The 25,405-nt window shown below is 35.8% G+C and carries 20 protein-coding genes; 13 read left to right on the forward strand and 7 right to left on the reverse strand.

What is annotated here, in order from left to right:
- The first annotated feature begins 30 nt into the window (after positions 1–30).
- Positions 31–1,104, forward strand: a complete 1,074-nt coding sequence (locus VIG73_RS01940; RefSeq protein ID WP_331638844.1) for an undecaprenyldiphospho-muramoylpentapeptide beta-N-acetylglucosaminyltransferase — start codon at positions 31–33, stop codon at positions 1,102–1,104.
- Positions 1,105–1,241: 137 nt separating this feature from the next.
- On the opposite strand, the gene VIG73_RS01945 is transcribed toward VIG73_RS01940, so the two are convergent.
- Positions 1,242–4,427, reverse strand: coding sequence for an MMPL family transporter (locus tag VIG73_RS01945; RefSeq protein ID WP_331638846.1), 3,186 nt, complete (start codon positions 4,425–4,427; stop codon positions 1,242–1,244).
- Positions 4,428–4,446: 19 nt separating this feature from the next.
- Positions 4,447–4,887: a MarR family transcriptional regulator gene (locus VIG73_RS01950; protein ID WP_331638848.1), complete on the reverse strand. Its 441-nt coding sequence runs from the start codon at positions 4,885–4,887 to the stop codon at positions 4,447–4,449.
- A 455-nt stretch (positions 4,888–5,342) separates the two neighbouring features.
- On the opposite strand from VIG73_RS01950, the gene VIG73_RS01955 reads away from it, so the two are divergent.
- The 3 genes from VIG73_RS01955 (at position 5,343) to VIG73_RS01965 (ending at position 8,457) form a co-directional block, all read left to right on the forward strand.
- Entirely contained in the window at positions 5,343–6,338 is a 996-nt protein-coding gene (locus tag VIG73_RS01955; RefSeq protein ID WP_331638850.1) for an ABC transporter substrate-binding protein, read from the forward strand.
- A gap of 92 nt (positions 6,339–6,430) precedes the next feature.
- Positions 6,431–7,291, forward strand: a complete 861-nt coding sequence (locus VIG73_RS01960; RefSeq protein WP_331638851.1) for an ABC transporter permease — start codon at positions 6,431–6,433, stop codon at positions 7,289–7,291.
- Positions 7,288–8,457, forward strand: a complete 1,170-nt coding sequence (locus tag VIG73_RS01965) for a glycine betaine/L-proline ABC transporter ATP-binding protein (protein ID WP_331638853.1) — start codon at positions 7,288–7,290, stop codon at positions 8,455–8,457. The genes VIG73_RS01960 and VIG73_RS01965 overlap by 4 nt, the downstream gene beginning before the upstream one ends.
- A 745-nt stretch (positions 8,458–9,202) precedes the next feature.
- Here VIG73_RS01965 and VIG73_RS01970 read toward each other — a convergent pair.
- The gene (locus tag VIG73_RS01970; protein WP_331638855.1) at positions 9,203–9,757 is read right to left on the reverse strand and encodes a carbonic anhydrase; all 555 of its coding nucleotides are present in this window, start codon (positions 9,755–9,757) and stop codon (positions 9,203–9,205) included.
- A 618-nt stretch (positions 9,758–10,375) separates the two neighbouring features.
- Between VIG73_RS01970 and VIG73_RS01975 the strand changes: the two genes are divergently transcribed.
- From VIG73_RS01975 to VIG73_RS01985, 3 genes are all read left to right on the forward strand, one after another.
- A complete protein-coding gene (locus tag VIG73_RS01975) occupies positions 10,376–12,127 on the forward strand; it encodes an ABC transporter ATP-binding protein (protein WP_331638857.1) in 1,752 nt (583 codons plus the stop codon).
- Positions 12,124–14,154 (forward strand): ABC transporter ATP-binding protein, encoded by a 2,031-nt coding sequence (locus VIG73_RS01980; RefSeq protein ID WP_331638859.1) that lies wholly within the window; start codon positions 12,124–12,126, stop codon positions 14,152–14,154. The genes VIG73_RS01975 and VIG73_RS01980 overlap by 4 nt, the downstream gene beginning before the upstream one ends.
- 65 nt (positions 14,155–14,219) lie before the next feature.
- Positions 14,220–15,038, forward strand: coding sequence for a S1C family serine protease (locus tag VIG73_RS01985; RefSeq protein ID WP_331638861.1), 819 nt, complete (start codon positions 14,220–14,222; stop codon positions 15,036–15,038).
- A 48-nt stretch (positions 15,039–15,086) separates the two neighbouring features.
- Here the strand turns inward: VIG73_RS01985 and VIG73_RS01990 are convergent, their stop codons facing one another.
- Complete coding sequence (locus VIG73_RS01990) at positions 15,087–15,329, reverse strand: YhdB family protein (RefSeq protein ID WP_331638863.1); 243 nt, start codon at positions 15,327–15,329, stop codon at positions 15,087–15,089.
- A gap of 160 nt (positions 15,330–15,489) precedes the next feature.
- Here VIG73_RS01990 and VIG73_RS01995 point away from each other — a divergent pair, with 160 nt between their 5' ends.
- Positions 15,490–16,152, forward strand: coding sequence for a YhcN/YlaJ family sporulation lipoprotein (locus tag VIG73_RS01995; RefSeq protein ID WP_331638865.1), 663 nt, complete (start codon positions 15,490–15,492; stop codon positions 16,150–16,152).
- Positions 16,153–16,190: 38 nt separating this feature from the next.
- Here the strand turns inward: VIG73_RS01995 and VIG73_RS02000 are convergent, their stop codons facing one another.
- Positions 16,191–17,144, reverse strand: coding sequence for an L-lactate dehydrogenase (locus tag VIG73_RS02000; RefSeq protein WP_331638924.1), 954 nt, complete (start codon positions 17,142–17,144; stop codon positions 16,191–16,193).
- Between the two features lie 131 nt (positions 17,145–17,275).
- Between VIG73_RS02000 and VIG73_RS02005 the strand changes: the two genes are divergently transcribed.
- The 3 genes from VIG73_RS02005 (at position 17,276) to map (ending at position 20,324) form a co-directional block, all read left to right on the forward strand.
- Positions 17,276–18,643, forward strand: a complete 1,368-nt coding sequence (locus tag VIG73_RS02005) for a dipeptidase (protein WP_331638867.1) — start codon at positions 17,276–17,278, stop codon at positions 18,641–18,643.
- An 11-nt stretch (positions 18,644–18,654) separates the two neighbouring features.
- Positions 18,655–19,407, forward strand: coding sequence for an SDR family NAD(P)-dependent oxidoreductase (locus VIG73_RS02010; RefSeq protein ID WP_331638869.1), 753 nt, complete (start codon positions 18,655–18,657; stop codon positions 19,405–19,407).
- 146 nt (positions 19,408–19,553) lie between these two features.
- Positions 19,554–20,324, forward strand: coding sequence for a type I methionyl aminopeptidase (gene map, locus VIG73_RS02015; RefSeq protein ID WP_331638871.1), 771 nt, complete (start codon positions 19,554–19,556; stop codon positions 20,322–20,324).
- Between the two features lie 38 nt (positions 20,325–20,362).
- Here map and nhaC read toward each other — a convergent pair whose 3' ends face one another.
- The gene (gene nhaC / locus VIG73_RS02020) at positions 20,363–21,745 is read right to left on the reverse strand and encodes a Na+/H+ antiporter NhaC (protein WP_331638873.1); all 1,383 of its coding nucleotides are present in this window, start codon (positions 21,743–21,745) and stop codon (positions 20,363–20,365) included.
- Positions 21,746–22,313: 568 nt separating this feature from the next.
- Between nhaC and VIG73_RS02025 the strand changes: the two genes are divergently transcribed.
- Together VIG73_RS02025 and VIG73_RS02030 are read left to right on the forward strand one after the other, a co-directional pair.
- Positions 22,314–22,547 (forward strand): IDEAL domain-containing protein, encoded by a 234-nt coding sequence (locus VIG73_RS02025; RefSeq protein WP_331638875.1) that lies wholly within the window; start codon positions 22,314–22,316, stop codon positions 22,545–22,547.
- 440 nt (positions 22,548–22,987) lie between these two features.
- Entirely contained in the window at positions 22,988–24,265 is a 1,278-nt protein-coding gene (locus tag VIG73_RS02030; protein ID WP_331638878.1) for an MFS transporter, read from the forward strand.
- Positions 24,266–24,295: 30 nt separating this feature from the next.
- Here the strand turns inward: VIG73_RS02030 and VIG73_RS02035 are convergent, their stop codons facing one another.
- Entirely contained in the window at positions 24,296–25,216 is a 921-nt protein-coding gene (locus VIG73_RS02035) for a zinc dependent phospholipase C family protein (protein ID WP_331638880.1), read from the reverse strand.
- Between the last annotated feature and the right edge of the window lie 189 nt (positions 25,217–25,405).

A 25,405-nucleotide genomic window follows, 5' to 3' on the forward strand; every position in this document is an offset into this window, starting at 1 on the left:
TTAGTGTATCAAGAAGAGGAGAAACATGTTATGAAAAAGAAACGAATTTTATTTACCGGTGGTGGAACTGCAGGGCATGTTATTGTTAATTTAGCGTTGATCCCCGTGTTCCAACAGGAAGGATGGGAAGTTGATTATATTGGTTCGATTAATGGGATTGAGCGTCAGTTAATTGAGCCATTAGATCACGTCACCTATTACCCGATTTCAACAGGAAAATTAAGACGCTATATGTCAATAGAAAATTTTAAAGACCCATTTAAAGTATTAAAGGGGACGTTTGAAGCATGGCGTATTATTGGCAAGCGAAGGCCAAATATTATATTTTCAAAAGGTGGTTTTGTTTCGGTTCCAGTGATCTTTGCTTCACGTTTACGCCGTGTGCCTGCAGTTATTCATGAGTCTGATTATACGCCAGGTTTAGCAAATAAGCTAGCTTTTCCTTTTGCTAATAAAGTCCTTGCAACATTCTCTGAGACGATGGATTATTTGCCAAGTAAAAAAAGTGAATATGTCGGTGCTGTCATTCGTGAGGAGCTCTTTAAAGGTAATGAAAATAAAGGATATGAGTTAACAGGCTGCACAAATGAAAAACCGGTACTCCTTATTATGGGGGGGAGTGCTGGATCAGAAAGAATAAATACGATTGTAAGACATAGTTTAGATGATTTATTGATGCATTTTCAAATCATACATATATGTGGAATTGGGAAAAAAGATGACACAATTAAGCAAGAAGGCTATGTGCAATTTGAATATGTCAATGAAGAATTAAATCATTTATTTGCTATTACTGATTTTGTTTTATCGCGTGCTGGAGCGAATGCAATTTTTGAATTTCTTGCTTTACAAATTCCGATGTTACTTGTTCCACTTTCACGACAAGCGAGTCGAGGTGATCAAATCATCAATGCAGCTTCGTTTCAAAAGAAACAATTTGCACATGTATTAGAGGAGGAAGACTTAACAGCAGAAACATTATTAACGAGTTTATTAAAGCTACGGAAGGAAGCGCCTATTATTAAAGATCACCAAGCAACATACCAAAGTAGTGAATCACGTGATCGAGTCATTGAGATTATAAAAGAACAGGCGAAAAAATAAAAGGAAAATGTTTTTAACGTGAAATTAACTCATTTAATTAAAAAAGAAGTTAGATGCTTCCATCTCAAGATGGACTGCCTAACTTCTTTTTACATTTACTGGTGTTTTGTCCTAGCCTCATATCAGCTAAAAAATATTTATTTCATAAATGGCCACCAATTTATTTTCCCGAATATGCGGACCATGATTGGTACAAACAGTGGTAGCATGACAAAAGCATATAGAAATAGACCTGTTAACACAACTGTGGCTATTTGGAGAATGGATAGAACGCCCGACGGTAACATGGCTGAAAATGTTCCGCCTAAAATAATTGCTGCTGAGATAATGACAGTTCCCATGTTTTTCATTGCTGTTAATAATCCTTCTTTGATTTCCATCGTTTTATACTCATTAAAACGGTCCATTAAGAAAATACTATAGTCAATTCCGAGTGCAATTAACATAACAAATGCAAAGAAAGGAACAGCCCACGTAAGCCCATCATAACCTGATAAATTGACAAAAATAAACTCCGCAAACGCCATTGATGTGAGATACGTTACAATCAAAGATCCGATTAAATAGATTGGCATAATGAGTGAACGTAACAATAAGATCAAAATGATAAAGATACCAATCAGCATGAGAATAGCGGTTCGCTTATAATCATCATCTGATATGTTTTGTAAATCGTAGTTTGTACTTGTAACACCGCCTAGCTTTGGATCACTCTTTGCAAAAACGGAGTCCTGTTTTGCTTCATTTGTTTTAGCTTCTATTTTATCAATCATATCCATCGCTTTTACTGAATATGGGTTAACTGTTAACACAACATCCCATTTCGTAATTGTTAAGTCATCACTTAGATATGGTTTCGTACCATCAATAAAATCTTCATGATTTAGGGCTTCTTGTGGAATATAAACGAATGGTTCATGTTCTTCTGTATTGAAATCTTTAAGAAAATCTTTCATATCAGTTAAACCGTCTTCGATTTTGCCAAGCCCATCGGCACCTTCTGAAAGCCCATTTGATAGAGTGTCAAGTTCTTTCTCCATCGTTGAAAAAGCTTTCTTCAACTCATCTTGACCGTTAAGTATACGATTCAAGCCATCACTGAGTTGAGGTAAGTTTTTTGTCACTTGGCCTTGCCCATCATATGCTTGTGATAAACCACTGTGAAGCTCATCGAGGCCACCAATTAGCTCACCAATTCCGGCTGATAATTGTTCTTGTCCTTTAATGATCGCTGAAAAGTTTTGGTTTAGTTTATTAAGTGGTTGAATAACTTCTTTCTCAACTTGGTTGGATAACTGTCCTAGCTGACCTAATTCTTTTTGAATGGTAATAAATTGTTTTTTTAGCTTATTAATTTCTTCAATCATCCCATCGATCATCACATGAGTTGAACCGTATGTTCTTAAATAAGTTTCATCCTTTTGTAATTGTGGATTAGCTTTAATTGCCTCATGATGAATCGCATCAATTGGTCCCCTTAATTGCTCCAATGCTTGAACAAACCGATTTAAATCTTCAGGTTTACCAAATTGTCCTGTATTAAGGTCAATTTTTCCAAAGTCTTTTAAACCTTTAGCAAGTGCTTGATATCCTTTTAAAATCTGTTTGTTCCCGGAAATACTTTCGTCAAAATTTTGCTTAATGGTTGTTAAATGGTCTTTTACTTCCTTAGCTCCAAGTGCGCCAGATTTCATTCCTTCTTGGATTGTAATGAGCGCCTTTTTGACATCATCAATTCCTGACTTTGCTTCTAAGGTGCCAGCTTTTAATTGATTAATACCATCTTCAGCTTCAGAAAGTTGGGGTTTGGCTGCTTTTATTTCTTTTGAAGCTTCTTTTAATCCATCTTGAACGTCAGTTAATCCATCAGTGCTCTGTTTTATACCATCAGCGATTAAATCGGTTTGTTCATCGACAAGAAAGTCTTCTATAATATCACCAGCTGGACGTGTGGCACTTCTCACTTCTTGGACACCGTCAAGCTTGTTAATTTCAGCTGTTATTCTCTCGATATCTTGATAGTTGGATCGTGATTCGATTGGTTCATTTGACGTCATATAGACGGTTACAGGCATTGCTTGCCCAGGTCCGAAATGATCAGCAATGAGATTAAACCCTTTTACGGTGTCATATGAGTCGCCAATTTCTTCTAAATTATTATACGATTTAGTCCCATCATAAGAGATTATAGCAGGTACTGTAATGACTAATACGATGATAAGTGCCCAAAGCGGTCTATACCAAGAAAATTTCCCAGCAAAACCCCAAATTCTACTTTCTTTATGTTCGACTTGTTTATGAAATGGCCAAAATAACTGGTTTCCTAATAAACTTAAGAAGAACGGAACGAGTGTAAACAAGGCGATAAGTACAACGAGAACCCCAATTGCTACAGCAACTGCAGATTTATATAATGAAAAAGTTGATAGACCAATCGTTGAAAACCCGATTAAGACAGCAATTGCTGCATAAAGAATTGTTTTCCCCGCACCTTGATATGTCGCGATAACGGCATCTATTTTTGATTCATGATTAGCCAGTTCTTCCTTATAACGACTGATGATTAAGATGCAATAATCGGTTCCGATCCCGAACATAACCGCAACCATGAAAATCTGTGTATATGTTGATAATGGGAAATCAACTGAATCGGCTAAAATGGCAACAATGCCTTGTGCGGCAAGATAACTCATTCCAACTGTAAGTAATGGAATCAGTGGTGCAACAAATGATCGGAATACAATGAACAAGATAACTAAAATCAATCCAACCGTAATTATTTCCGTTTTACGCAACCCTTCTTCTGAGTTCGTAATAATATCTTGGTTAATGTAGTCTTCACCGGTTAGATAATGGTCAACTTTGATATCTTCTAAAGTTTTATAAATGGCTGATTGAGATTGTTCAATTTCTTGGTCACTGAAAGAAACATGAAATGGAACGATGATTGTTGTCCCATCTTCTGAAACAGTTTGTGATTCAATTTCTTTATGCTTACGAAAGTCTAAAATGTTTGATATGGCAAGACTGTCTTCATTTTCTTGTAAGCGATCAATGGCTTTTTCAACGGCTTGAATATCCGTTTGTGATAACCCTTTTTTGTCATGAAAAACGAGGACCGCGCTTGATGTATCACCATCACTATCTTCAGTCATTTGTGCTAAAAGTTCATTGGCTTGTTGTGATGGGGCATCTTCAGGAGCAGTGATTTGCCCTTTTTCACGGACAAGCTCTTGTAAATTAGGTGCCAATAGAAAAAGTGCGGTTGCCGCAATGACCCATAAGGCAATAATAAGCCAACGAAAACGTAAGACATGTTTCATATGGTATTTCCCCTTTCATTTATTGATAATCTGTTTCATCCATAAGTCGAGCCAATCGTTCTAAAGATTGGATGAAGCCTTTAATTTCGTCATCCTCAAATTGTGATAAAAGAGGTGTAAAAGCTCGTACTATTTCGGTTTCTGTAAAGTTAACCAATTCTTTTCCTTCATCAGTGACTTTCAAATAAATATTACGACGATCGCTCTCATCACGAATACGGTGAATCAAACCTTTCTTATAGAGACGATTTACTTGATTGGTAACAGCACTTTTCCCGATGCCAAAAGCATTAGCGATTTCCGTACTCGTACAGGGCTGGTTCTGAAGGACATATTGCAATGTGGAAAATTGATCTGTTGTAATATCTTCATGTACTTTTTCTTTCATTATTTGATTAATTTTGCGATAAACCGCACTAATAGCAATTTGATATCGACTTGCTAATTCCTTAAAATTCATAACATCACCTACTCTAAAATAGTTCATCGGTTAAATAGTTCACTAAGTGAACAATTACAGCATAACAGGATAACATGATTGAAGCAATGCTATGATAAAACTTTCGAAAAGTGTTCATTTCTATGAATCTAATTTGTGTAAAATCGTTTTAATTTTAGTCATATTTGGCTTAATCGTGTGCTAATAAGAGATATTACGTCCATAAATTAAGAAAGCGCTATCTATTTTAGATTAATCGTTTTATATGAAGGTTATTCGCTGTAAATCTGTTTTAATGACGTTTGCGATTCACTTCCTTGTTCGATATCCTTGATAGTGTCTTACTTTTGCTGCTTTATTTTCTTCAATATTGCCTCTCTTAGAAACTCATAAAATAATAGTTGGTTTATCTCGTTTATTGTTTATATTTTAATCATCAAAAAAACAATTAAAGTATGGAGGAATTAATTACATTTATGAAACGAATATTAATGTCAATATTGCTATTATTTGTATTGATTCTATCGGCATGTGGTTCAGATGAATCATCAAGTGATATCAATACAATTGTATTTGCTGATGCTGGTTGGGATAGCATACGTATTCATAATCATATTGCACAAACGATTGTTGAAGAAGGGTTAGGATATGATACAGACGTGACAGCAGGATCAACTGCAGCAACGTATCAAGGATTGCGTAAAGGCGATATTCAAGTATATATGGAGATTTGGACAGATAATTTAATCGAGATTTATGAAGAATCGATTGAAGCAGGTGATGTAGTTAAAGTATCAACTAACTTCGATGACAATGACCAAGGTTTATACGTACCTACTTATGTTATTGAAGGTGATCCAGAACGGGGCATTGAGCCGAAGGCACCAGATTTAAAGAGAGTAGAAGATTTAAAGAAATATCCTGAAGTGTTTGAGGATCCAGAAGACCCAGGACGTGGTCGGATTATTAATGGACCAAGTGGTTGGTCAGTTCAAAAAACAATCTCTGAAAAAATCAAAACATATGATTTGGATGAAACAATGAATGATTTTGTTCCTGGCTCTGATTCAGCTGCGGTAGCGGATCTTGTTTCAGCATATGATGATGGCAAAGGTTGGGTTGGCTATTATTGGTCACCGACATGGGTAACAGCTAAATATGATTTAACATTATTAGAGGAAGACCTATATGATGAAGAGGTTTGGAATGAAAACAAATCAACCGAATTTCCACCGAATGATGTTGTAGTTGGTGTCAATAAAGATTTACCAGCTCAAGCACCAGATGTAGTGGAATTTTTAGAAAAATATGAGACAAGCAGTGAGCTAACTGAAGCAGCTCTTAAATATATGCAAGATGAAGATGTATCTGCTGAGGAAGCAGCTGAGTGGTGGATGAAAGAATATGAAGATGTTTGGACAAAATGGGTTTCTACTGAAGTAGCGGAAAAAGTGCAAGAGGCACTCAATTAAAGTGTTGGAAGCAGCTGACCGGTATGGACAGCTGCTTTTCAACATTAAAAAATTTAATAAGAGGTGAGATGGCTGCATAAAGCAGTCTGTGTATGGGTAGTTTTCCTGATATAAAAACAAATTTAGGTGAATATGCGGATTTTATTGTAACGTTTTTAGATGAAAAGTTTAAAGGTTTGTTTGAAGCCATCTTTTATATTACATCGCGAACAATAAATGCCATTGATGGTTTCTTAGTATGGCTGCCTTGGTGGGTGTTTATCGCTCTCATCATTATTTTAGGTTCGTATTTTCGTTCCGTGTTTTCAGGGATTTTGTACGGTCTTTTTGTCTTTCTAATAGGGACATTTGGTCTATGGAATGAAATGATGACAACGATTGCGATAATGACAGTTGGTGTTATTATTGCTGTTATAATCGGTATTCCAACAGGGATTTTAATGGCTTATCGAAAAGGCTTTTCTATGGCAATGCGTCCTTTATTAGATGCGATGCAGACAATGCCAAGTTTTGTTTATCTTATTCCAGCGATTTTTTTCTTTGGATTAGGGAACGTATCGGCCATATTTGCGACACTTATTTATGCATTACCACCTGTCACTCGATTGACAGAATTAGCTATTCGTCAAGTTGATCGTGAAGTCGTCGAATCAGCCCTTTCATTTGGTTCATCAAAAGGACAAATGCTTCGTAAAGTTCAATTACCTCAGGCTATGCCCACCATTATGGCGGGTGTTAACCAGACAACGATGATGGCATTGTCAATGGTTGTTATTGCTTCCATGGTAGGGGCTAAAGGATTAGGTGAACAGGTGCTTGTAGCGATTAATCGAATCGATATTGGATTAGGATTTGAAGCTGGTATTAGTATTGTCTTTTTAGCGATTATCATTGATCGGATTACAAATGGAATTGCTAATAAATTTCAAGGGAAGAAGGGGGTGCAATCATGACAAGTCATATTAAATTAAACCGTGTAACAAAGATTTTCGGACCTAAACCACAATCTGTCCTTCCGCTGATTAAAGATGGTATGTCCAAAGAAGAGATTCTTAGTAAGACAAATCATACAGTCGGTGTGTATAATGCTAGTTTTGAAGTGAAAAAAGGTGAGATTTTTGTCATTATGGGGTTGTCAGGCAGTGGTAAGTCAACATTAATACGTTGTTTTAATCGTTTACATGAACCGACATCAGGGGAAATTTATATTGATGGTGATAATATCGTTTCATATGACGAAGCTGAATTGACAAAAATGAGACAAGAAAAAATTGCCATGGTGTTTCAGCATTTTGGTCTTTTTAGTCATCGAACGATTTTGGAGAATGTAGAGTATGGCTTAGAAATTCGGAAAGTACCAAAGGATGAACGCCGTAAAATAGCTATGAAAAATATTGAAATCGTCGGATTAAAAGGTTATGAACAACAATATCCAAATGAATTATCTGGTGGGATGCAACAACGTGTTGGCCTAGCTCGGGCGCTTGCAAATGATCCCGATATATTACTAATGGATGAACCGTTCAGTGCGCTGGATCCGTTAATCCGCCGTGAGATGCAATTAGAATTAATTCATATTCAAAAGAAGTTACAAAAAACGATTATTTTTATAACACATGATGTGAATGAAGCATTTAAGCTAGGTGACCGGATTGCTGTCATGAAAAATGGAGAAGTTGTTCAAGTTGGGACATCTGAAGAAATTATTAATGAACCGGCAAATGATTATATTAAAGAGTTTATTAAAGATATTGATCGGTCAAAAATATTACAAGCTAAACAAGTGATGACTAACTCAGCACCAATTATTAACGAAACTGATTCGTTGGCAGATGTTCAGAGTTCATTAAAGGATAAACAAATGAAGGATATTTGTGTTGTTGATCAAGAACAAAAATTAAAAGGGATTGTCACATATGATCAAGTGATGAATGCTCATCATAATACATCTATTAAAGAAATCATGGATACTGAATGTGTCGTTGCATCCCAGGACGAATATATTCATGAGCTTATTCCAAAAGCGACTCAGTCATCACATATTTTACCGGTTGTCAATGATAAACAGAAAGTTGTTGGCATACTTTCAAACCGGGATATTTTAAATTGTTTAGTTTGAGAAAATAAGTAGTCGTTAGGACTAAACCGAAGCTAAATAAGAAAAAGACCTGGACAAAATGAGCTGTCCCAAGTAGACAGTGAAAATAATTAAAATTGACTTAAGCGGTTTTAGCTCTTTATTCAGAGGGCTAAGACCGCTTTCTCTTTTTTGATAGCTTTCGTAATTATAGAGGTCAATGTATTTATCAATTTCTTTTGGAAAATGCTCGGCAATATGCGGAGGATTTATACGTTTATATCGTGTCTTTTTTTCTGCGATATCGCATTGAAGTGTTCAATGATATAAAAGTCGGCGATGTTGGATGAAATTAACTCGCATTGGGGTGTTCAATGTTATGTAAGTCAGTGATGTTAGTTCAAGTTATATCGCATTGAAGCGTTCAATGATATGTAAGTCGGCGATGTTGGATGGATTTAGCTCGCATTGGGGTATTCAATGTTATGTAAGTCAGTGATGTTAGATGAAGTTATCTCGCATTGAAGTGTTCAATGATATACAAGTCTGTACTTCGAGGCGTAATGATAACACCTATGATATTCATAAAAAAGAGATCCACCCCTAAGGAAAGGAGTGGATTATTATTTTTAGTGATTGCTAGGAATATTTATTTTTTAATAAAAAACTATACAAGATATGATGTACCAAGCTTTGATCATTATTTGATGCTAGTTATGTCACAGTCTCTTAATTTTTTCATAGAATGATACGGTGATTTATATAAACAAATAGGAATTTAAAATATCTATTCACGTGTAATGACATCAACTTTTCCTGTTCTTGGATCAATCACAAGGCCGTGAACTTTGATGTATTCAGGAAGTAAAGGATGATGACGAATGATGGAGACACTTTGTTTGACAGAATCTTCTACACTTTCAAACCCACTAAATTCCTCTTCAAAATGAATTCCAGAACGTTCAATTGTTTGAATAGTTTCCTGTTTGACTCCATTTTCAATCATTTTTTCTTGTAATTTAGAAGGAATTGTATGGGACATGCCACAGTCATAATGACCAATAACAACCACTTCTTTTGCGCCAAGCTCATAGATGGCAACAAGGATACTTTTCATTATAGTATCGTAAGGTTTTCGGATGATTGCCCCAGCGTTTTTTAACATTTTTACATCGCCATTCTTAAGATTTAATGCTTTTAAGAGTAATTCGATTAAACGTGATTCCATACAAGTCAAAATGACCATTTCTTTATTAGGTGGGCTATTCGTTTCATAAGGCATATATTTTTTATTAGCTACAAATTGTTCGTTATATGCCAACATATCATCTAAATGTACCATATGTATTCCTCCTCGTGTAGTATGTTTAGGCGTTAATTTTTCGCCTTTTCAATCTGACTCATTCATAAAAATTTGTCTCTTCTAGTGCACCCGTTACTTTCCAATGCAGGCGGACGCTTTCCTAAGAGCTTCTTGAATCTCTTCACTCGCAAAAAAACTCGTTCTTGGGTCTCAAGACGCGGGCTTTTATCGCAGGAGTCGTCACCTTCCGTTCCAAGTAACTTGGTTCTTTTATTATACTATTTCACCATAGTGAAAACCAATATGTATAACAGATATCGTAAAAAAATCTTATCTTTATAAAAATTTTAAAAAAACTCTTGTCATTTTAGAATATATATATTAAAATGCATATTGTGACATAAAAAAAGGATGAAAGAGGGTCATACAGATGATTATATTAAAAAATGAAACCAAGAAAAAGTTCATAATTTGTACCAGCATGATGGAGTTGATGGATTCCTCATCTTGATGCTGGGCTAATACATCTGTGGCTCCTTTATGGTTAATTGGAATAGAATAGTGTTATTTATTCTAATTGTGCATGCGTCATAGGCGTATGCCTTTTATTTTGCCTGAAAATCATTTAGTGAGCGCAGAGAAAGGGTGAAACCAACCGTGTTTTCTATATTTAAAAAGTTAGATTGGTTTTTCAAATATTATTGGAAGAGATATTTAGCGGCTATTTTAGCCTTGGTTTTTGCAAGTACGCTTTCACTTATTCCACCTAAACTGGTTGGATTTACGATTGATCATATTCAATATCACACATTAACAGAGAAAATCTTAATGCTTGTCATCGTTGGCTACATCATCTTAGCATTTGTTCATTACACAGTTTCCTTTTTTTGGGATTATACGTTGTTTAGCGGAGCAATTATTTTAGAAAAGTGGATGCGTAGTAAGTTAATTGCACATTTTTTAAAAATGACTCCACCGTTTTTTGAAAAGTTTAAAACTGGGGATTTGATGGCAAGAAGTACCAATGATCTAAAAGCGATTGCATTAACGGCAGGATTTGGCATTTTAACACTTGTTGATTCAAGTATCTTTATGTTGATGATTGTAGCTGTTATGGGATTTACGATTAGTTGGAAGTTAACATTAGCGTCACTGTTACCATTACCGATTATGGCTTTAATTATGAATAAATATGGTGCAGCAATTCATGCGAGATTTACAAAGGCGCAAGAAGCATTTGGGGAAATGAACACAGGTGTACTAGAATCTATTCGTGGTATTCGCGTTGTTCGCGCTTTTGTTCAAGAAAAACAAGATATTGAGCGTTTTAGCAATAAAACGGATGAAGTATATGAAAAAAATATGGCAGTCACTAAAGTGGACGCTTTATTTGAACCGACAATAACAATATTAGTTGGTTTATCATATACGATTGGGATTGGTTACGGAGCCAATCTAGTTTTTAATCAAGTGATTACACTTGGAGATTTAGTTAGTTTCAACGTTTATTTAGGTATGCTCATTTGGCCGATGTTTGCGATGGGTGAGTTGATTAACATATTACAACGAGGGAATGCATCATTAGACCGTGTAAATGAGATTTTAGACTATGTAGCAGATGTTAAAAATAATAAAGATGCTCAAGTCATTGGTGAAGTTGATCAGATTGTTTTTGAACATGTTTCATTTACATTTCCAGCAAGTAACCGAAAAAGCTTAGATAATATTAGCTTCCAAGTCAATAAAGGTGACACAATCGGCATTGTTGGTAAAACCGGTGCAGGAAAGACAACATTATTTAAATTGCTATTACGACAATATCCGAACTTCAAAGGGAATATTCGTTTATCTGATGTACCAATTGAACAGATTGATTTAGAGCAATTGCGCGATTGGATTGGTTATGTGCCTCAAGATCAAATATTATTTTCAAAATCGATTAGAGAAAATATTCAATTTGGAAAAGAAGATGCTACCGATACAGAAATATCTCGGGTAATGGAACTCGCTCATTTCCTAAAAGACATTCAACAATTACCCGATGGCTTAGACACAGAAGTCGGGGAGGGTGGTGTGTCGTTATCTGGAGGGCAGAAACAACGCGTCGCTTTAGCGCGAGCGTTTATAAAGGATCCAGAGATTTTAATTCTTGACGACTCTATGTCAGCTGTGGACGGTAAGACGGAAGCAAATATTATTCAACATTTACGCGAAGAAAGAAAAGGGAAAACAACGTTTATTGCGTCACATCGATTGTCCGCTGTTGAGCATGCAGATTTAATTATCGTCTTAGATGAAGGGAAAGTTATCGAACATGGTACACATGAATCACTAATCCAAGAAGATGGCTGGTATAAAGAACAGTATGATTTACAACAGCTTTCTCGAGGAGAGGAGGCGTTTGAATGAAGAAAGCAACGACTGAGAAAAGGTTATTTCAATATGCTTTAAAGTTTAAAAAGGGGATTATCATCGGAATTATATGTCTGATGATTGCCACTGGATTAGAGTTAGCTGGTCCATTAATTGCAAAGAAAATTATTGATGATCATATTGTTGGAATAGAGGGTGCATGGAATGAAGTTGAGGAGCAGATTGACGGAAATACGGTTACGTTTCAAGATAAGTATTATAAGCGAACAGACCGTCAAATATCAGAGGACAAAGTTTTAGGAAAAGCAACACTTCTTCAGGTTGAAAAGAATTATTATCTTATCAATCAAGAAGTTCCTTTAACAGGAAAGCGGGCGGTTACTGGGAATCAAGTAACCATACAAACACCCGATGGTCCGATTAAAGCGAATGGACAAAAGCTTCGATTAACAGACTTAGCACAATTTATTAAACCGGAAAAACGTCCCATTTTTCTATTACTAGGATTATATGTGTTACTGTTATTTGTAGCTGGTTTGTTTCAGTTTTTTCAAACATATATGTTGCAAAAATCATCGAATCAAATTGTTAAAAAAATGCGTAATGACGTCTTTTCTCATATACAAAGATTGCCGATTCAATATTTCGTCAATAGACCAGCAGGTACAATCGTCGCACGTGTCACAAATGACACAGAAGCGATACGTGATTTATATGAACGTGTACTTTCCATTGTCATTACAAGTTTCATTTATATGTTCGGTGTCTATATCGCGATGTTCTTTCTTGATGCTAAACTAGCGGCTCTATGTTTATTAGCTATTCCACTTATTTATATTTGGATGAGATTGTATAAAATATTCGGTTCTAAGTTTAATCAAGTGATTCGTTCAACAAACAGTAAAATAAATGGAAACATAAATGAATCAATCCAAGGTATGCCAATCATTCAAGCCTTTCGTCGTGAAAAGAAAACGAAAGAGGATTTTGAAACATTAAATACGCGCCATTTCACATATCAACGTAAATTATTAAAACTAAATGCCTTGACATCACATAATTTAGTGACTTTTTTCCGTAATATCACATTTGTTGTTTTTATATGGCATTTTGGGTCGTTTTCATTAGAGCCTGGAAGTGTCATATCCATTGGATTGTTATATGCCTTTGTTGATTATTTAACACGCTTATTTGGTCCAATCAATAATATCGTGAATCAATTGCCATTATTAGAACAGGCACGTGTTGCGGGTAGCCGCGTCTTTGAATTAATGGACGAAGAAATTGAAGATGTGAACCATACACAAATTCCGCGTTATAATGGCCATATTTCTTTCCAAAATGTATCATTTGCTTATGATGATGAATATGTGTTACACAATATTTCATTTACGGTCCAATCAGGTGAAACGGTTGCTTTTGTTGGACATACTGGTTCAGGTAAGAGTTCGCTAATGAATTTGCTTTTTCGCTTCTATGATCCACAAAAAGGAAAAGTCTATATTGACAATCACAATATAAAGGATTGGTCACGCCAACAAGTACGCAGTCATATGGGGATTGTGCTTCAGGATCCATTTTTATTTTCTGGAACGATTCTTTCTAATGTGACGATGAATGATGAACGCATTTCACGTGAACAAGCGATTAAAGCATTAAAAGCCGTTGGTGCTAACCGCTTTATTGAGAAATTACCAAATGGTTATGATGCTGAAGTGACAGAGGGTGGGACGACATTTTCCCTTGGTGAAAGGCAACTGATTTCTTTTGCCCGTGCGCTAGCTTTCGATCCAGCTATTCTCGTCTTAGATGAAGCGACGGCGAATATCGATACGGAATCAGAAAGTTTAATTCAAGAAGCTTTAAAAGTACTGAAAAAAGGTCGAACAACTTTAGTTATCGCCCATCGACTTTCAACCATTCGTGATGCAAACACGATTTTTGTTCTTGAACGTGGTAAGATAAAAGAAAGTGGAGACCATCATGAATTACTAGGACAGAAAGGCATTTATAGTGAAATGTATCAAATGCAGCAACAAGGTGCACGTGTGTCCCTGACATAATCGATGTTATCCACAATTGACTTCACAAATAATAATATAGTTCAAAATAGGATGATGGTGATGTCATGAAGGAAAACCAAGAGCACCAAGTCGATATTATTGATGAGGATTTATATGAGGAAATTGACGATGAAGAAATGTATGAACTCGTTCAACAGGCACGTCAAGAAGCTTGGGAAAGGGAAAGAGAACGTACAAAAAACAAGCAAGTCAAACGCCCTTTCCCAAAATGGATGTTTTGGCTGATTGCTTTGGCACTTATGTTTAATATTGTGGCCTTACTTCCACAAACCTTATCTATTCCAGCGATTGACTTTTTGATGACATCAACCAAATTATCAACTTCACAAACGATTCAATCATACAAAGATGCAGTTGTTGTGATTGAGACTGAGGGGAGTCGCGGTACAGGTTTTTCTATCAATGCAAATGGTAAAATCATTACGAATGAACATGTTGTTAAAGAAGAAGCAGAAGTAACTGTTGCCTTTAGAAATGATGGATTATTCCGTGCGTCTGTTGTTGAAACATATCCAGAAGTTGATTTAGCTGTGTTACAAATAATTGAAGGCAAAGATTTGCCCTTTCTATCTTTAGCTAAGCAAGCACTATTTGAAGAAAGGGAAAAAGTGACGTTTATCGGTAATCCACTTCGATTCCAAGGTATCGTGAACGAAGGACATATTATTGATTATATCCAATTAAAAGAATGGGATGAACCCGTACTTATGATAGAAGCACCGATTTATCGGGGCAATAGTGGTAGTCCAATCATCAACGAGCAAGGTGAAGTAATTGGGGTTGTGTTTGCTACGCTTGACCATACAGAATATGGTACCGTGGGATTATTTATCCCGATTGATTATTATCATAATCGCCAATAATATGAAAAGGAATGCCCTACTAAATGGGCATTCCTTTTTTAGTTTGATTTATTGCATTTCGATTGTTGCTGTTGGAGTCGTATATTTCATCGCGTGATCTAGATAGCATAGGAGGTTATCGTGTGTTTCAACAATTATTTGTTGGTCTGTTGCATAGTGATAGGCATGGAGAAAGTGTTGGATTCGTTTTGATAAGATATCATCTTTTGTACGGACCATTAGGATAAGTAAATTATCCCATTGTCCCCATAAAATATAATATAAAGCTTTGTCATAATCTGGTATTTCCATTACATCCCTCCTATAAAGGGTCATTATAGGTTTCCCGCTTTCTACAATATATTTCCCAAACAATGTTGGTGTGCTTGCCATTTAAAGGGTTTGTCATGTCCGTATAATAAATTGAATTAGATACAAACTACAAATGATAAAATAGAAGGAGGGATATATCTTGAAGCGAAAAATAATCACTGTCTTTACAGCATTCGCATTGTTAACAGGTTGTAATGTTACAGATGATAATGCAACGCGAAATAATAATAATGATGGAGTCCAACCAACGCGATTTGAAAATACAGGTACAGGGGACCGGATGAACGATAATAATAACCGAAACAATACGGACAATAACCGTAATCGAAATCAGGCGAATAATGAGCAGCGATTCAATGATAATAATACAAACGGTAATAATCAAAATCGCTACGATGTTGCAGAAGAGGCAGCAGAACAAATTGCCAACAAAATACCAGAAATTAAAACAGCTTACGTATTAACAACTGAAAATAACGCCTATGTAGCAGCGCGATTGGATGCAGGCAATGAATCAGATCGAAACCGTGATAATGCACGAAATACAAAAAATAACAACAATAAGGATAACAACAATAACAACAATAACGATGAAGAATTAACGGAAGACATGAAAGAACGTATTGCTGATATTGTTCGTTCAGTTGATAATGATATTGAAAATGTTTTTGTATCAACAAATCCTGATTTTTATAATTTAACAACAAACTATGTAGACGATGTTGATGGTGGAAGACCAATTGAAGGATTCTTTACTCAATTTGAAAACATGATTGAACGTTTATTCCCACAAAATAGATAAGTTAGAGGAGTAAAAAAACGAGAATTTTTCTCGTTTTTTTACTGTTTAAAATAGGGAGCGAGCGTTGACTTAAGAATGTGTGCGCTTTTTTTAAATTGTCCTTTTTCAATATTATTTAACTTCAACTCAATGATCTCGCGTATTCCTTTTCTATTAATTACGGCGGGTACACCTAGATAAACATCTTTTTCATCATACTCACCCTCAAGAAGAGTTGAAACCGTAAGGATAGAATTTTCATTGCGGAAAATCGCTTTAGTAATGCGAACGAGCCCCATAGCAATCCCGTAGTATGTGGCACCTTTTCGATTAATGATGTGATAAGCAGAATCACGGACATTGATAAAAATCTGCTCTAAATCCTTCTGGCTAAACTTATTGTTCTTTTTAATGTATTTATCGAGTGGTATACCACCAATATCAGCAGTAGAAAATACAGGTAGCTCACTATCACCATGTTCACCAATAATATTAGCGTGTACATTTTTAGGGGAAACTTTAAAATAGTCACCTAACATATACCGAAAACGAGCTGTATCTAAAATCGTTCCTGAACCGATCACTCTTGATTTTGGAAGGCCACTATATTTCCATGTTGCATAAGTTAAAATATCTACCGGATTTGTTGCTATAAGAAAAATACCATCAAAACCACTCATCATTACTTGGTCAACGATTGACTTAAAAATGGCTAAATTCTTTTCAATTAAATCGAGTCGTGTTTCTCCTGGTTGTTGATTAGCACCAGCGCTGATAACGACAAGGTCGGCATGTTGACAGTCACGATAATCTCCATAATGAATGTTTGTATAATCTGGGGCAAATACTTTACCGTGATTTAAATCCATGACGTCTCCTTGTGCTTTATCCTCATCTTTATCGATGAGAATAATTTCATCGGCAATCCCTTGATTTAATAATGCAAATGCATAACTTGAACCAACAAAACCAGTTCCAATAACGGCTACACGGTTTCCCTTTACCATTTTTATCACATCCTTTTTATCGTTATATTTATTATAACTGAGTATAAACTTGATTTAATTACCAAATTAGAAAAAATAACGAAACTTTATGGTAAAATGTAAAGAGAACATTGCACTGGAAAGAAAGGATGAAAAACATGTCACAACAAGTATTAAATTACTTACAAGGAAATCGCAAACAACTATTAGATAGCTTAAAGGAATTTCTATCCATACCGAGTGTAAGTACGGACAGTGAATATAAAGATTCAGTCCGAAAAGCAGCAGATTATCTGATTACATATTTAAAAGATATTGGATTTAACCTAGTTGAATTACAAGAAACAGCGGGGCATCCAATTGTCTACGCTCATTATGATCAAGCAGGAAAGGACAAACCGACTGTTCTCATTTACGGTCATTATGATGTTCAACCAGCTGACCCTTTAGAGGAGTGGAAAAGTGATCCATTTAAACCAGAAATAAGAGAAGGACGTCTATACGCTCGTGGTGCAAGTGATGATAAAGGTCAAGTCTTTATGCATTTAGCGGTTTTAGAAGCGTTTATGAAAACAGAAGGTAAGCTACCATTAAATATTAAAGTATGTCTTGAAGGAGAAGAAGAAATCGGTAGTGAAAATTTATACCATATGCTTGAGGAAAAGAAAGAGTTATATGCGGCTGACTTCGTTGTCATTTCAGACTCAGGTATGGTTGATGAAAACCAGCCAACAATATTATATGGCTTAAAGGGCTCGACTGGTCTTGAGTTAACTGTTACAGGTCCTGAACGTGATCTTCACTCAGGTATATATGGTGGGGCAGTACGTAATCCTATCATGGCTTTATCACATATTCTTTCTTCAATCAAAAATGAAGATGAAGAGATTTTGGTGGATGGATTCTATGATGGAGCTGAACAACTATCAACCGAAGAACGTGAATTGATTCAGAGTGTTCCTGGTGAAGATTATGTTCAAACAACCGGTGTAATCGAAACTGTATCAGAAAAAGGCTATACAGCAAAAGAACATACAATGGCACGTCCAACGTTTGAAATTAATGGGGTTTACGGTGGCTATCAAGGGGAAGGTACAAAGACGATTATCCCAACGTCTGCAACAGCTAAAATTACATGCCGGTTAGTTCCTGGCCAAGATCCGGTTCATGTTCAGCAATGTATTAAGAAGCATATTGAAAAAGTCAAACCATCTGGCGTAACAGTGGATCTAAAGATAGAAAAGTTTTCGGCTAAAGCTTATAAAGTGGAACCGAATCATCCACTGATTAAAAAAGCAGCAGATAGCTATACAAAAGCCTTTGGAAAAGAAACGGTTTATGCTCGTATGGGTGGTTCGATTCCGGTTGTCGAATGGCTTGATACCATTTATAATGTTCCTGTTGTGTTACTAGGGTTTGGTACGCCAGAAGATCGTCTACATTCACCAAATGAAAGTTTCCCATTATCAAGTTTCGATAAAGGGATGGAAACACTCGTCTATTATTGGAATTCATTTCAAAAATAGGGGGAGTTATAGTGAATAAATTAGCTGTCGTTACTGGGGCATCGAGAGGCTTAGGGAAGAATATTGCTATTTTATTTTTGAAAAAGAACATACCTGTTATCGGCCTTTCACGTCATGAAAATGAAGATTTAGTCCAAATAGCAAATGAATATGATACGACTTACCAACATATAACATGTGATTTAAATGATCAGAAAGAAACGCTGGAAGTCATGAAGGACATTGAAGCGAAGTTTAAACAGGGTCAAATCGCTTATTTAGTTAATAATGCAGCTATGATTGAACCGATTCACCAAGCAGCAAAAATAGACCCATTTCAATTAGCGAAACATATTCAGGTTAATGTAACAGCACCGATGACGATAACAAATTATCTTTTGCATGCTTTAAATCAAAAGAGTGGTACTTTGATCAATACAATCATTACATCAGGTGCGGCCGAACGTGCAGTTCATGGATGGAGTGCTTATTGTAGTACGAAAGCCGCAATGAATCGTTATATTGAAACAGTCGCTTTAGAACAGAAAAATTTAAAAACAAACCATATGATAATTGGGTTAAGTCCTGGTATTATGGATACAGAGATGCAAACTGAAATTCGCAAAAGCACGCGCGAAGCGTTTGCTGAAATAGATACATTTATTCAATATAAGGATGATAAGTTGTTACGTCAACCAGAGGAGATTGCACAAATCCTCATGCATATATTATTTGAAGAACAACTTACTAATGGAAAAATATACCATGCTCGAAATTATTTCTAACCAAAAAAAATCTGCTTGCAAAATGGCAGATTTTTTTCTCGGATTGAACGAGACTGCAGGAAATATTTGTTTGTGGTAAACTTTAAATAGTTTTTTAATATGCTGTTTAATAGGTTATTTGATTATGTAGGGAAAGGGAGTTATAAATGATTACACGGAAAAGTAAACGTGAAATTGCACAAATGCAAAAAGCAGCTGATTTACTTGTTCTCACACATAAAGAAATTGCAAAAATGATTAAGCCAGGCATAACAACAATGGAAATTGAACAATTTGTTGCTGATTTTTTAAAAAAGCATGGTGCTACTGCAGAACAAAAAGGTTATCAAGGATATAAGTATGCCACATGCGCTTCGATTAATGATGAAATCTGTCATGGTTTTCCGCGTCACGAACCTCTAAAAGATGGTGATATTGTCACGATTGATATGGTTGTGAATTTAAACGGCGGTCTTGCTGATTCGGCTTGGACTTATGCAGTTGGTGACGTTGATGAAAAAGGTAAACGTTTAATGGAAGTGACAAAAACATCGTTATACAAAGGAATAGAACAAGCAAGACATGGAAATCGTCTTGGAGATATTGGGCACGCCATTCAAACATATGCGGAAAAAGAGGGTTTCTCTGTCGTGCGTGATTTTACAGGACATGGAATTGGACCAACGATACATGAAAATCCATACGTCCCTCACTATGGAGAAAAGGGTAAAGGTTTACGTTTAAAAGAAGGTATGACCATCACCATTGAACCGATGTTAAACGAAGGTGATTGGAAAAGCAAAATGGATGCGAACGGTTGGACAGCGCGTACAATTGATAAGGGCCGTTCTGCACAATATGAGCATACCATTGTTATTACAAAAGGCGATCCGATTATTTTAACTGAACAAGACCGTGATATTCCACCACTTGATTAAAGGAAAAATCCTAGGGTTAAACGACCCTAGGATTTTTTTCATCCATTATGTTGTAATTGAGCGCTATTTGATTTACCGCCGAAGATAACAGTAATCAATGGACTTAATAAACAGAAGAAGGCAAATGGTAAGTAAGTGAGAACAGGAACACCGAGTACATCAGCAATAAATACACCACATACACTCCAAGGAACGAGAGGGTTAATGACTGTTCCTGCATCTTCTAAAGTCCGTGATAAAGCTTTATTTGATAAACCAACTTTATTGTATAAATTTTTGTATGTTTCACCTGTTAATAAAATGGATAAATATTGCTCACCTATTAAAACGTTTATTCCAATTGCAGTTAAAGCTGTTGATACAATAATGGAACGAATACGTTGTAATTTCCGTTGCAACGTTTCAAGAATAGATGGAATAATACCTGTTACAAATAGAAGTCCACCAAAGCCAAGTGCTAAAATGACAAGGGACATCGTGAAAAACATGCTTTCAATACCGCCTTTAGAAAGCAATGTATTAACAGGCTCAAAGTCAGTTGTTGCCGTATAGCCTTTAAACCAAATATCCCATACTTCATTAAAAGATATGGTCTTCGTTATAATAGCAAGTATAGTAGCTAATAAGCTGCTAATTGTAATTGACATAAAAGCGGACATTTTAAATAAAACAGATATTACAAGTACTAATAATGGTAGCCATGATGTCCAGTGAATTAATCCAGTTGATTGTAAAGCATTCATATATTCTGTTGTTGTATCAATTTTCGCTCCCGTTTTAGGGGATAAAAAGATAAATAAGATAAATGAAATAATAAACGCTGGTATCGTTGTTAAGCTCATATGCTTAATATGATCAAATAAATCAACTTTAACAATCGTAGAAGCTAAGTTAGTTGTATCAGATAAAGGTGACATCTTATCACCGAAAAAAGCTCCAGATACGATTGCGCCAGCTGTTATAGCTAGAGAAGCATCTAGCGCTTGGCCGATACCGATGAATGCCACACCAATCGTTGCAGTCGTTGTCAATGAGCTTCCGAGTGAAACACCAATAATGGCAGTCACTGTAAAGACGATGGCATAGAACCATTTCCCATCAACTATTGAAAATCCCAAATCGATCAATGCTGGAATTGTTCCACTCATAATCCAACTACTCATTAATACACCGATTAATAAAAACAAAAACAATGCCCCTAAACTATTTCTTGCACCTTCAAGCATACCAGCATGTAAATCATCAAAAGCAATTTTATGAATTAATCCATAAATGATCAGAAAGAATATACCTAATAAAATCGGAATATGTGGGACAGTCCCAATCTCGATAATATAATAACTAATCATCCCTACTAGAATCATGAAAATAATAACGGCTTCGAACACATGCGGTTTGTACTTCGCTTGGATTGGAAACATTCATACTCCTCCTTTTAATTTTAATGAAATAAAAAAAGCTTCATCCCTAATGAAAGGGACGAAGCATACTCCGCGGTACCACCCTGTTTGCCAATGACGTCAATTGGCCACTTACTTCCTAGGATATATCCTTATTAACGAAATGTGTAATTCATTAAATTCCCTGCCAAGACTTGCACCAACCGTCTTGTCTCTTTTCGCTGCTCAGAAATCAACTACTCGGTCATTTCAGGATAACGAATATTCGATTTTAAATATTAGTGAATAATATACACTGTTATTCTCCTGATTGTCAACTGCTTTTAAAATGATATAAAATTCAGAGAACAGACTTAGAAATTATATTTATGTCTGAAGCATGATACAACGGCATAAAACAGAGAAAAATGGACTTAAAAGATTATATTATTTATTTTTTAGGGTAAATCTATTGAAATTATTCTAAACATTTAGGATAATATATAAAGAAGACTTGTCAGATGGAGTTTTTACTGTACTTGAACCCAAGTCGCACTTATTTCAAAGTTTAGTGTCGCGAAGATAAAAGGAACGAGGGAGGGCATATGTCATGAATAAAGAAAAAACAATATATCGTTTCAAACGTTATCAAGGAAATCGTGTTCAAGCGAAACGAGAAATTTCATTTGAAATGATGCTGTCTGCTCGGTTACTATTGGATGAAATATGTTTCCAACGAAATAAAGAACAGTTAATGACCGCCATTGATACGGCTATTGAATCAGGTGATCAAGAGATGTTTCAAACGTTAAGTGAGTTTTATAAACAATACGTTTGGGAATAAGGAAGATGGGACAAAAATAATATGCTAAACTCAAAGCCAAACATTGTACTATTCCAGCGGTGGAAATATACGTAGGTTTCTGGTCGACTTATAATACCGACGTCGTGTGGTCTAGGCCGACACAAGATGACAGTCTGACGCAGGAAAATAGGCATCGGTGAGACCCCGGAGTGCGTTAGCGCGAGGTCGATGACAATCATCACGTCCTGTGACGACATCGACACTAGCACGTCCTGTGCGTCGGAGGCTCACCAGCCACCCGCCAAAAAAGCGAAGTATATTTCCAAAGCAGTGTATATGCACTTCGTTCGGGTTATTCTTTGATAAAAACGCCTTTTGTCCCAATCTCTTTCTCAACGTTTTGGATATATTTAACAAAAAGTTAATAATAATAAGGCGAATACTTTGATATGCTACAAGAAAGGAGGGAAAAGGGCAAAATGAAATCAAAGAAGAAGCAAAGATTAGGTTGGGTGTTGTATGATTTTGGGAACTCAGCATTTGCTACCACTATTATGGCTGCAGTCCTACCGACATTTTATTATGACGTTGCTGCTAAAGGATTAGAAAATCATCTTGCTACGAGTTATTGGGGATATTCACAATCGATAGCAGCTTTAATTGTTGCGATATTAGGTCCCATTTTAGGTGCCATAAGTGACTTCTCTGCTGCAAAGAAGAAGTTCTTAAGATTCTTTTGTTATATGGGTGTCATTGCCAGTATTTTGTTAGCTTTTGTCGGTGAAGGCGATTACATATTTGCCTCGATATTATTAATTATTGGTACGGTTGGATTTTCAGGTGGGAATGTTTTCTATGATGCATTTTTACCAGAAATAGCTGAGGAGGAAGAGATGGACCGTGTGTCTGCCGCGGGATATGCTTGGGGATACATTGGTGGTGGTGTACTGTTAGCAATAAATTTATTAATGATTTTAAAACATGATTGGTTCGGCTTACCGAATGCTACAGTAGCAAGTCAAGTTTCGTTTGCAACTGTGGGGATTTGGTGGTTTATTTTCTCTATTCCATTATTTAAAAATATCCGTGAAGAAAAAAAGCCCGCTGTTAAACGTGATCAATCATATATCGTTATTGGATTTTCCCGTTTAGGTCAGACGATAAAGGAAATTACCAAATATAAGCAATTATTACTATTTTTATTTGCATTTTGGCTATATAACGATGGTATTTCAACAATCATTAAAATGGCAACAATTTATGGAAGGGATATTAATATTGGCCAGAATGATTTAATCGCAGCCTTATTAATTACTCAATTCATTGGAATTCCTTGTACTTTCTTTTTTGGTTGGTTAGCAAAGAAAATATCTGTTAAATCGGCATTAATGCTATCACTTTACATTTATATGGGTATCGTTATATTCGGATATTTTATGTCATCTGCACTCCATTTTTATTTACTCGCTATGTGTGTCGGGTTTGTTCAAGGTGGAGCACAATCATTGAGCCGTTCTCTATATGGTCGACTTGTTCCGGCTCATAAGCGAGCAGAGTTCTTCGGGTTTTACGGTGTATCAGCGAAATTCTCTGCTGTATTTGGACCGTTTTTATTCGCAATAGTCGGTCAACTAACAGGTTCTAGTCGCCTCGGAATTATCTCATTAATTTTCTTCTTCTTGGCTGGTATTATTTTATTGAAATTTGTTAATATCGAAAAAGGAATTGAAGAAGTCAAAGGGAAAAAAGCAAGCTAAAAAATCAGGCATGTTGCCTGATTTTTTTATCTAAATAAGTGGGTCACTGTATTTATTTTCTATTCCTAATGCCACTGGTTTGCCTGTATCATAAGAGATATCATCGATTAATGCAATTAGTTGATCATCGGGATGTTTTTGATTAGGCGATGTCCAGTAACTCAAAACCATCGGCATAATTTCGCATGCATCTATTTTACTTTGATTATATAAATCGATGAAGCTCTTTGTCGATGATTCCTTTGTCGCTGGATGATGCCATACGGTATGATTAAGATTCAAAAAATCTTTATCATCTGTAACTGGTCGAAGGGAATAGGCAGATATAAATGATTTTAATAAAACATTTTTCCAACCGTACGGATCATAGAGAATGCGTTGTGCACGTTTTAAATCACGATAAGACTTTTGAATATAGTTATCTGACGAGAGTGCTCTGTCTGGATAATGTTTGTGGATTGTTTCATGTAATAGTGAAACAATTGCTTTAGGCATGGAAAAACCGACATTAATTTCATTATTAACGGGTGATTTCCATGTTTTCAAATGGTGATATTTATCCATCATTAATGTATCGATAATAATTTCCAACCGTTGATGATTACTCCCCTTATATCCCGCTCGATAGTGAATGTATGGATGCGTATGCCGGTCAAGGATATGATGTGTTATGAAACCAAATACAAATGCTTGAACATTGTCATCCATCTCTTTAGCAGTTGTAATTAAATCAATTAAAAATGGACCACACCGTTTTGTATGGATTAAGGTCCCGATTTCTTGAACAGGCCCATCTTTAAACCATGGCCAAAAATTATAATAAAAGAAAGGGTCAGGACCTTGGGCACCTAACTTCATCACTCTTTCGCTTGTAAAATACACCTGTCGTGTATTGTTAATGGTGTCAACAACATCTTCACAAAAGAGAATGTGGGTCCAAATATTAGGCAATGTATATCCCTCCTTTTTCATATATGTCAATATTTATATTGGGTAACAACATTTTTTACACGCTATAAAGAAAGGTCTCCCTCATCACATATTATAAATGATAATCCTTCTTTTCGTATGCTTTCTTAAGAAAATTACTTGTTTTGTAACAATCTAACGCTATCAAATGACATTAAGAAGAAATTTGGT

This window comes from Cerasibacillus sp. (assembly GCF_036516575.1).
Taxonomy (GTDB): domain Bacteria; phylum Bacillota; class Bacilli; order Bacillales; family Amphibacillaceae; genus Cerasibacillus.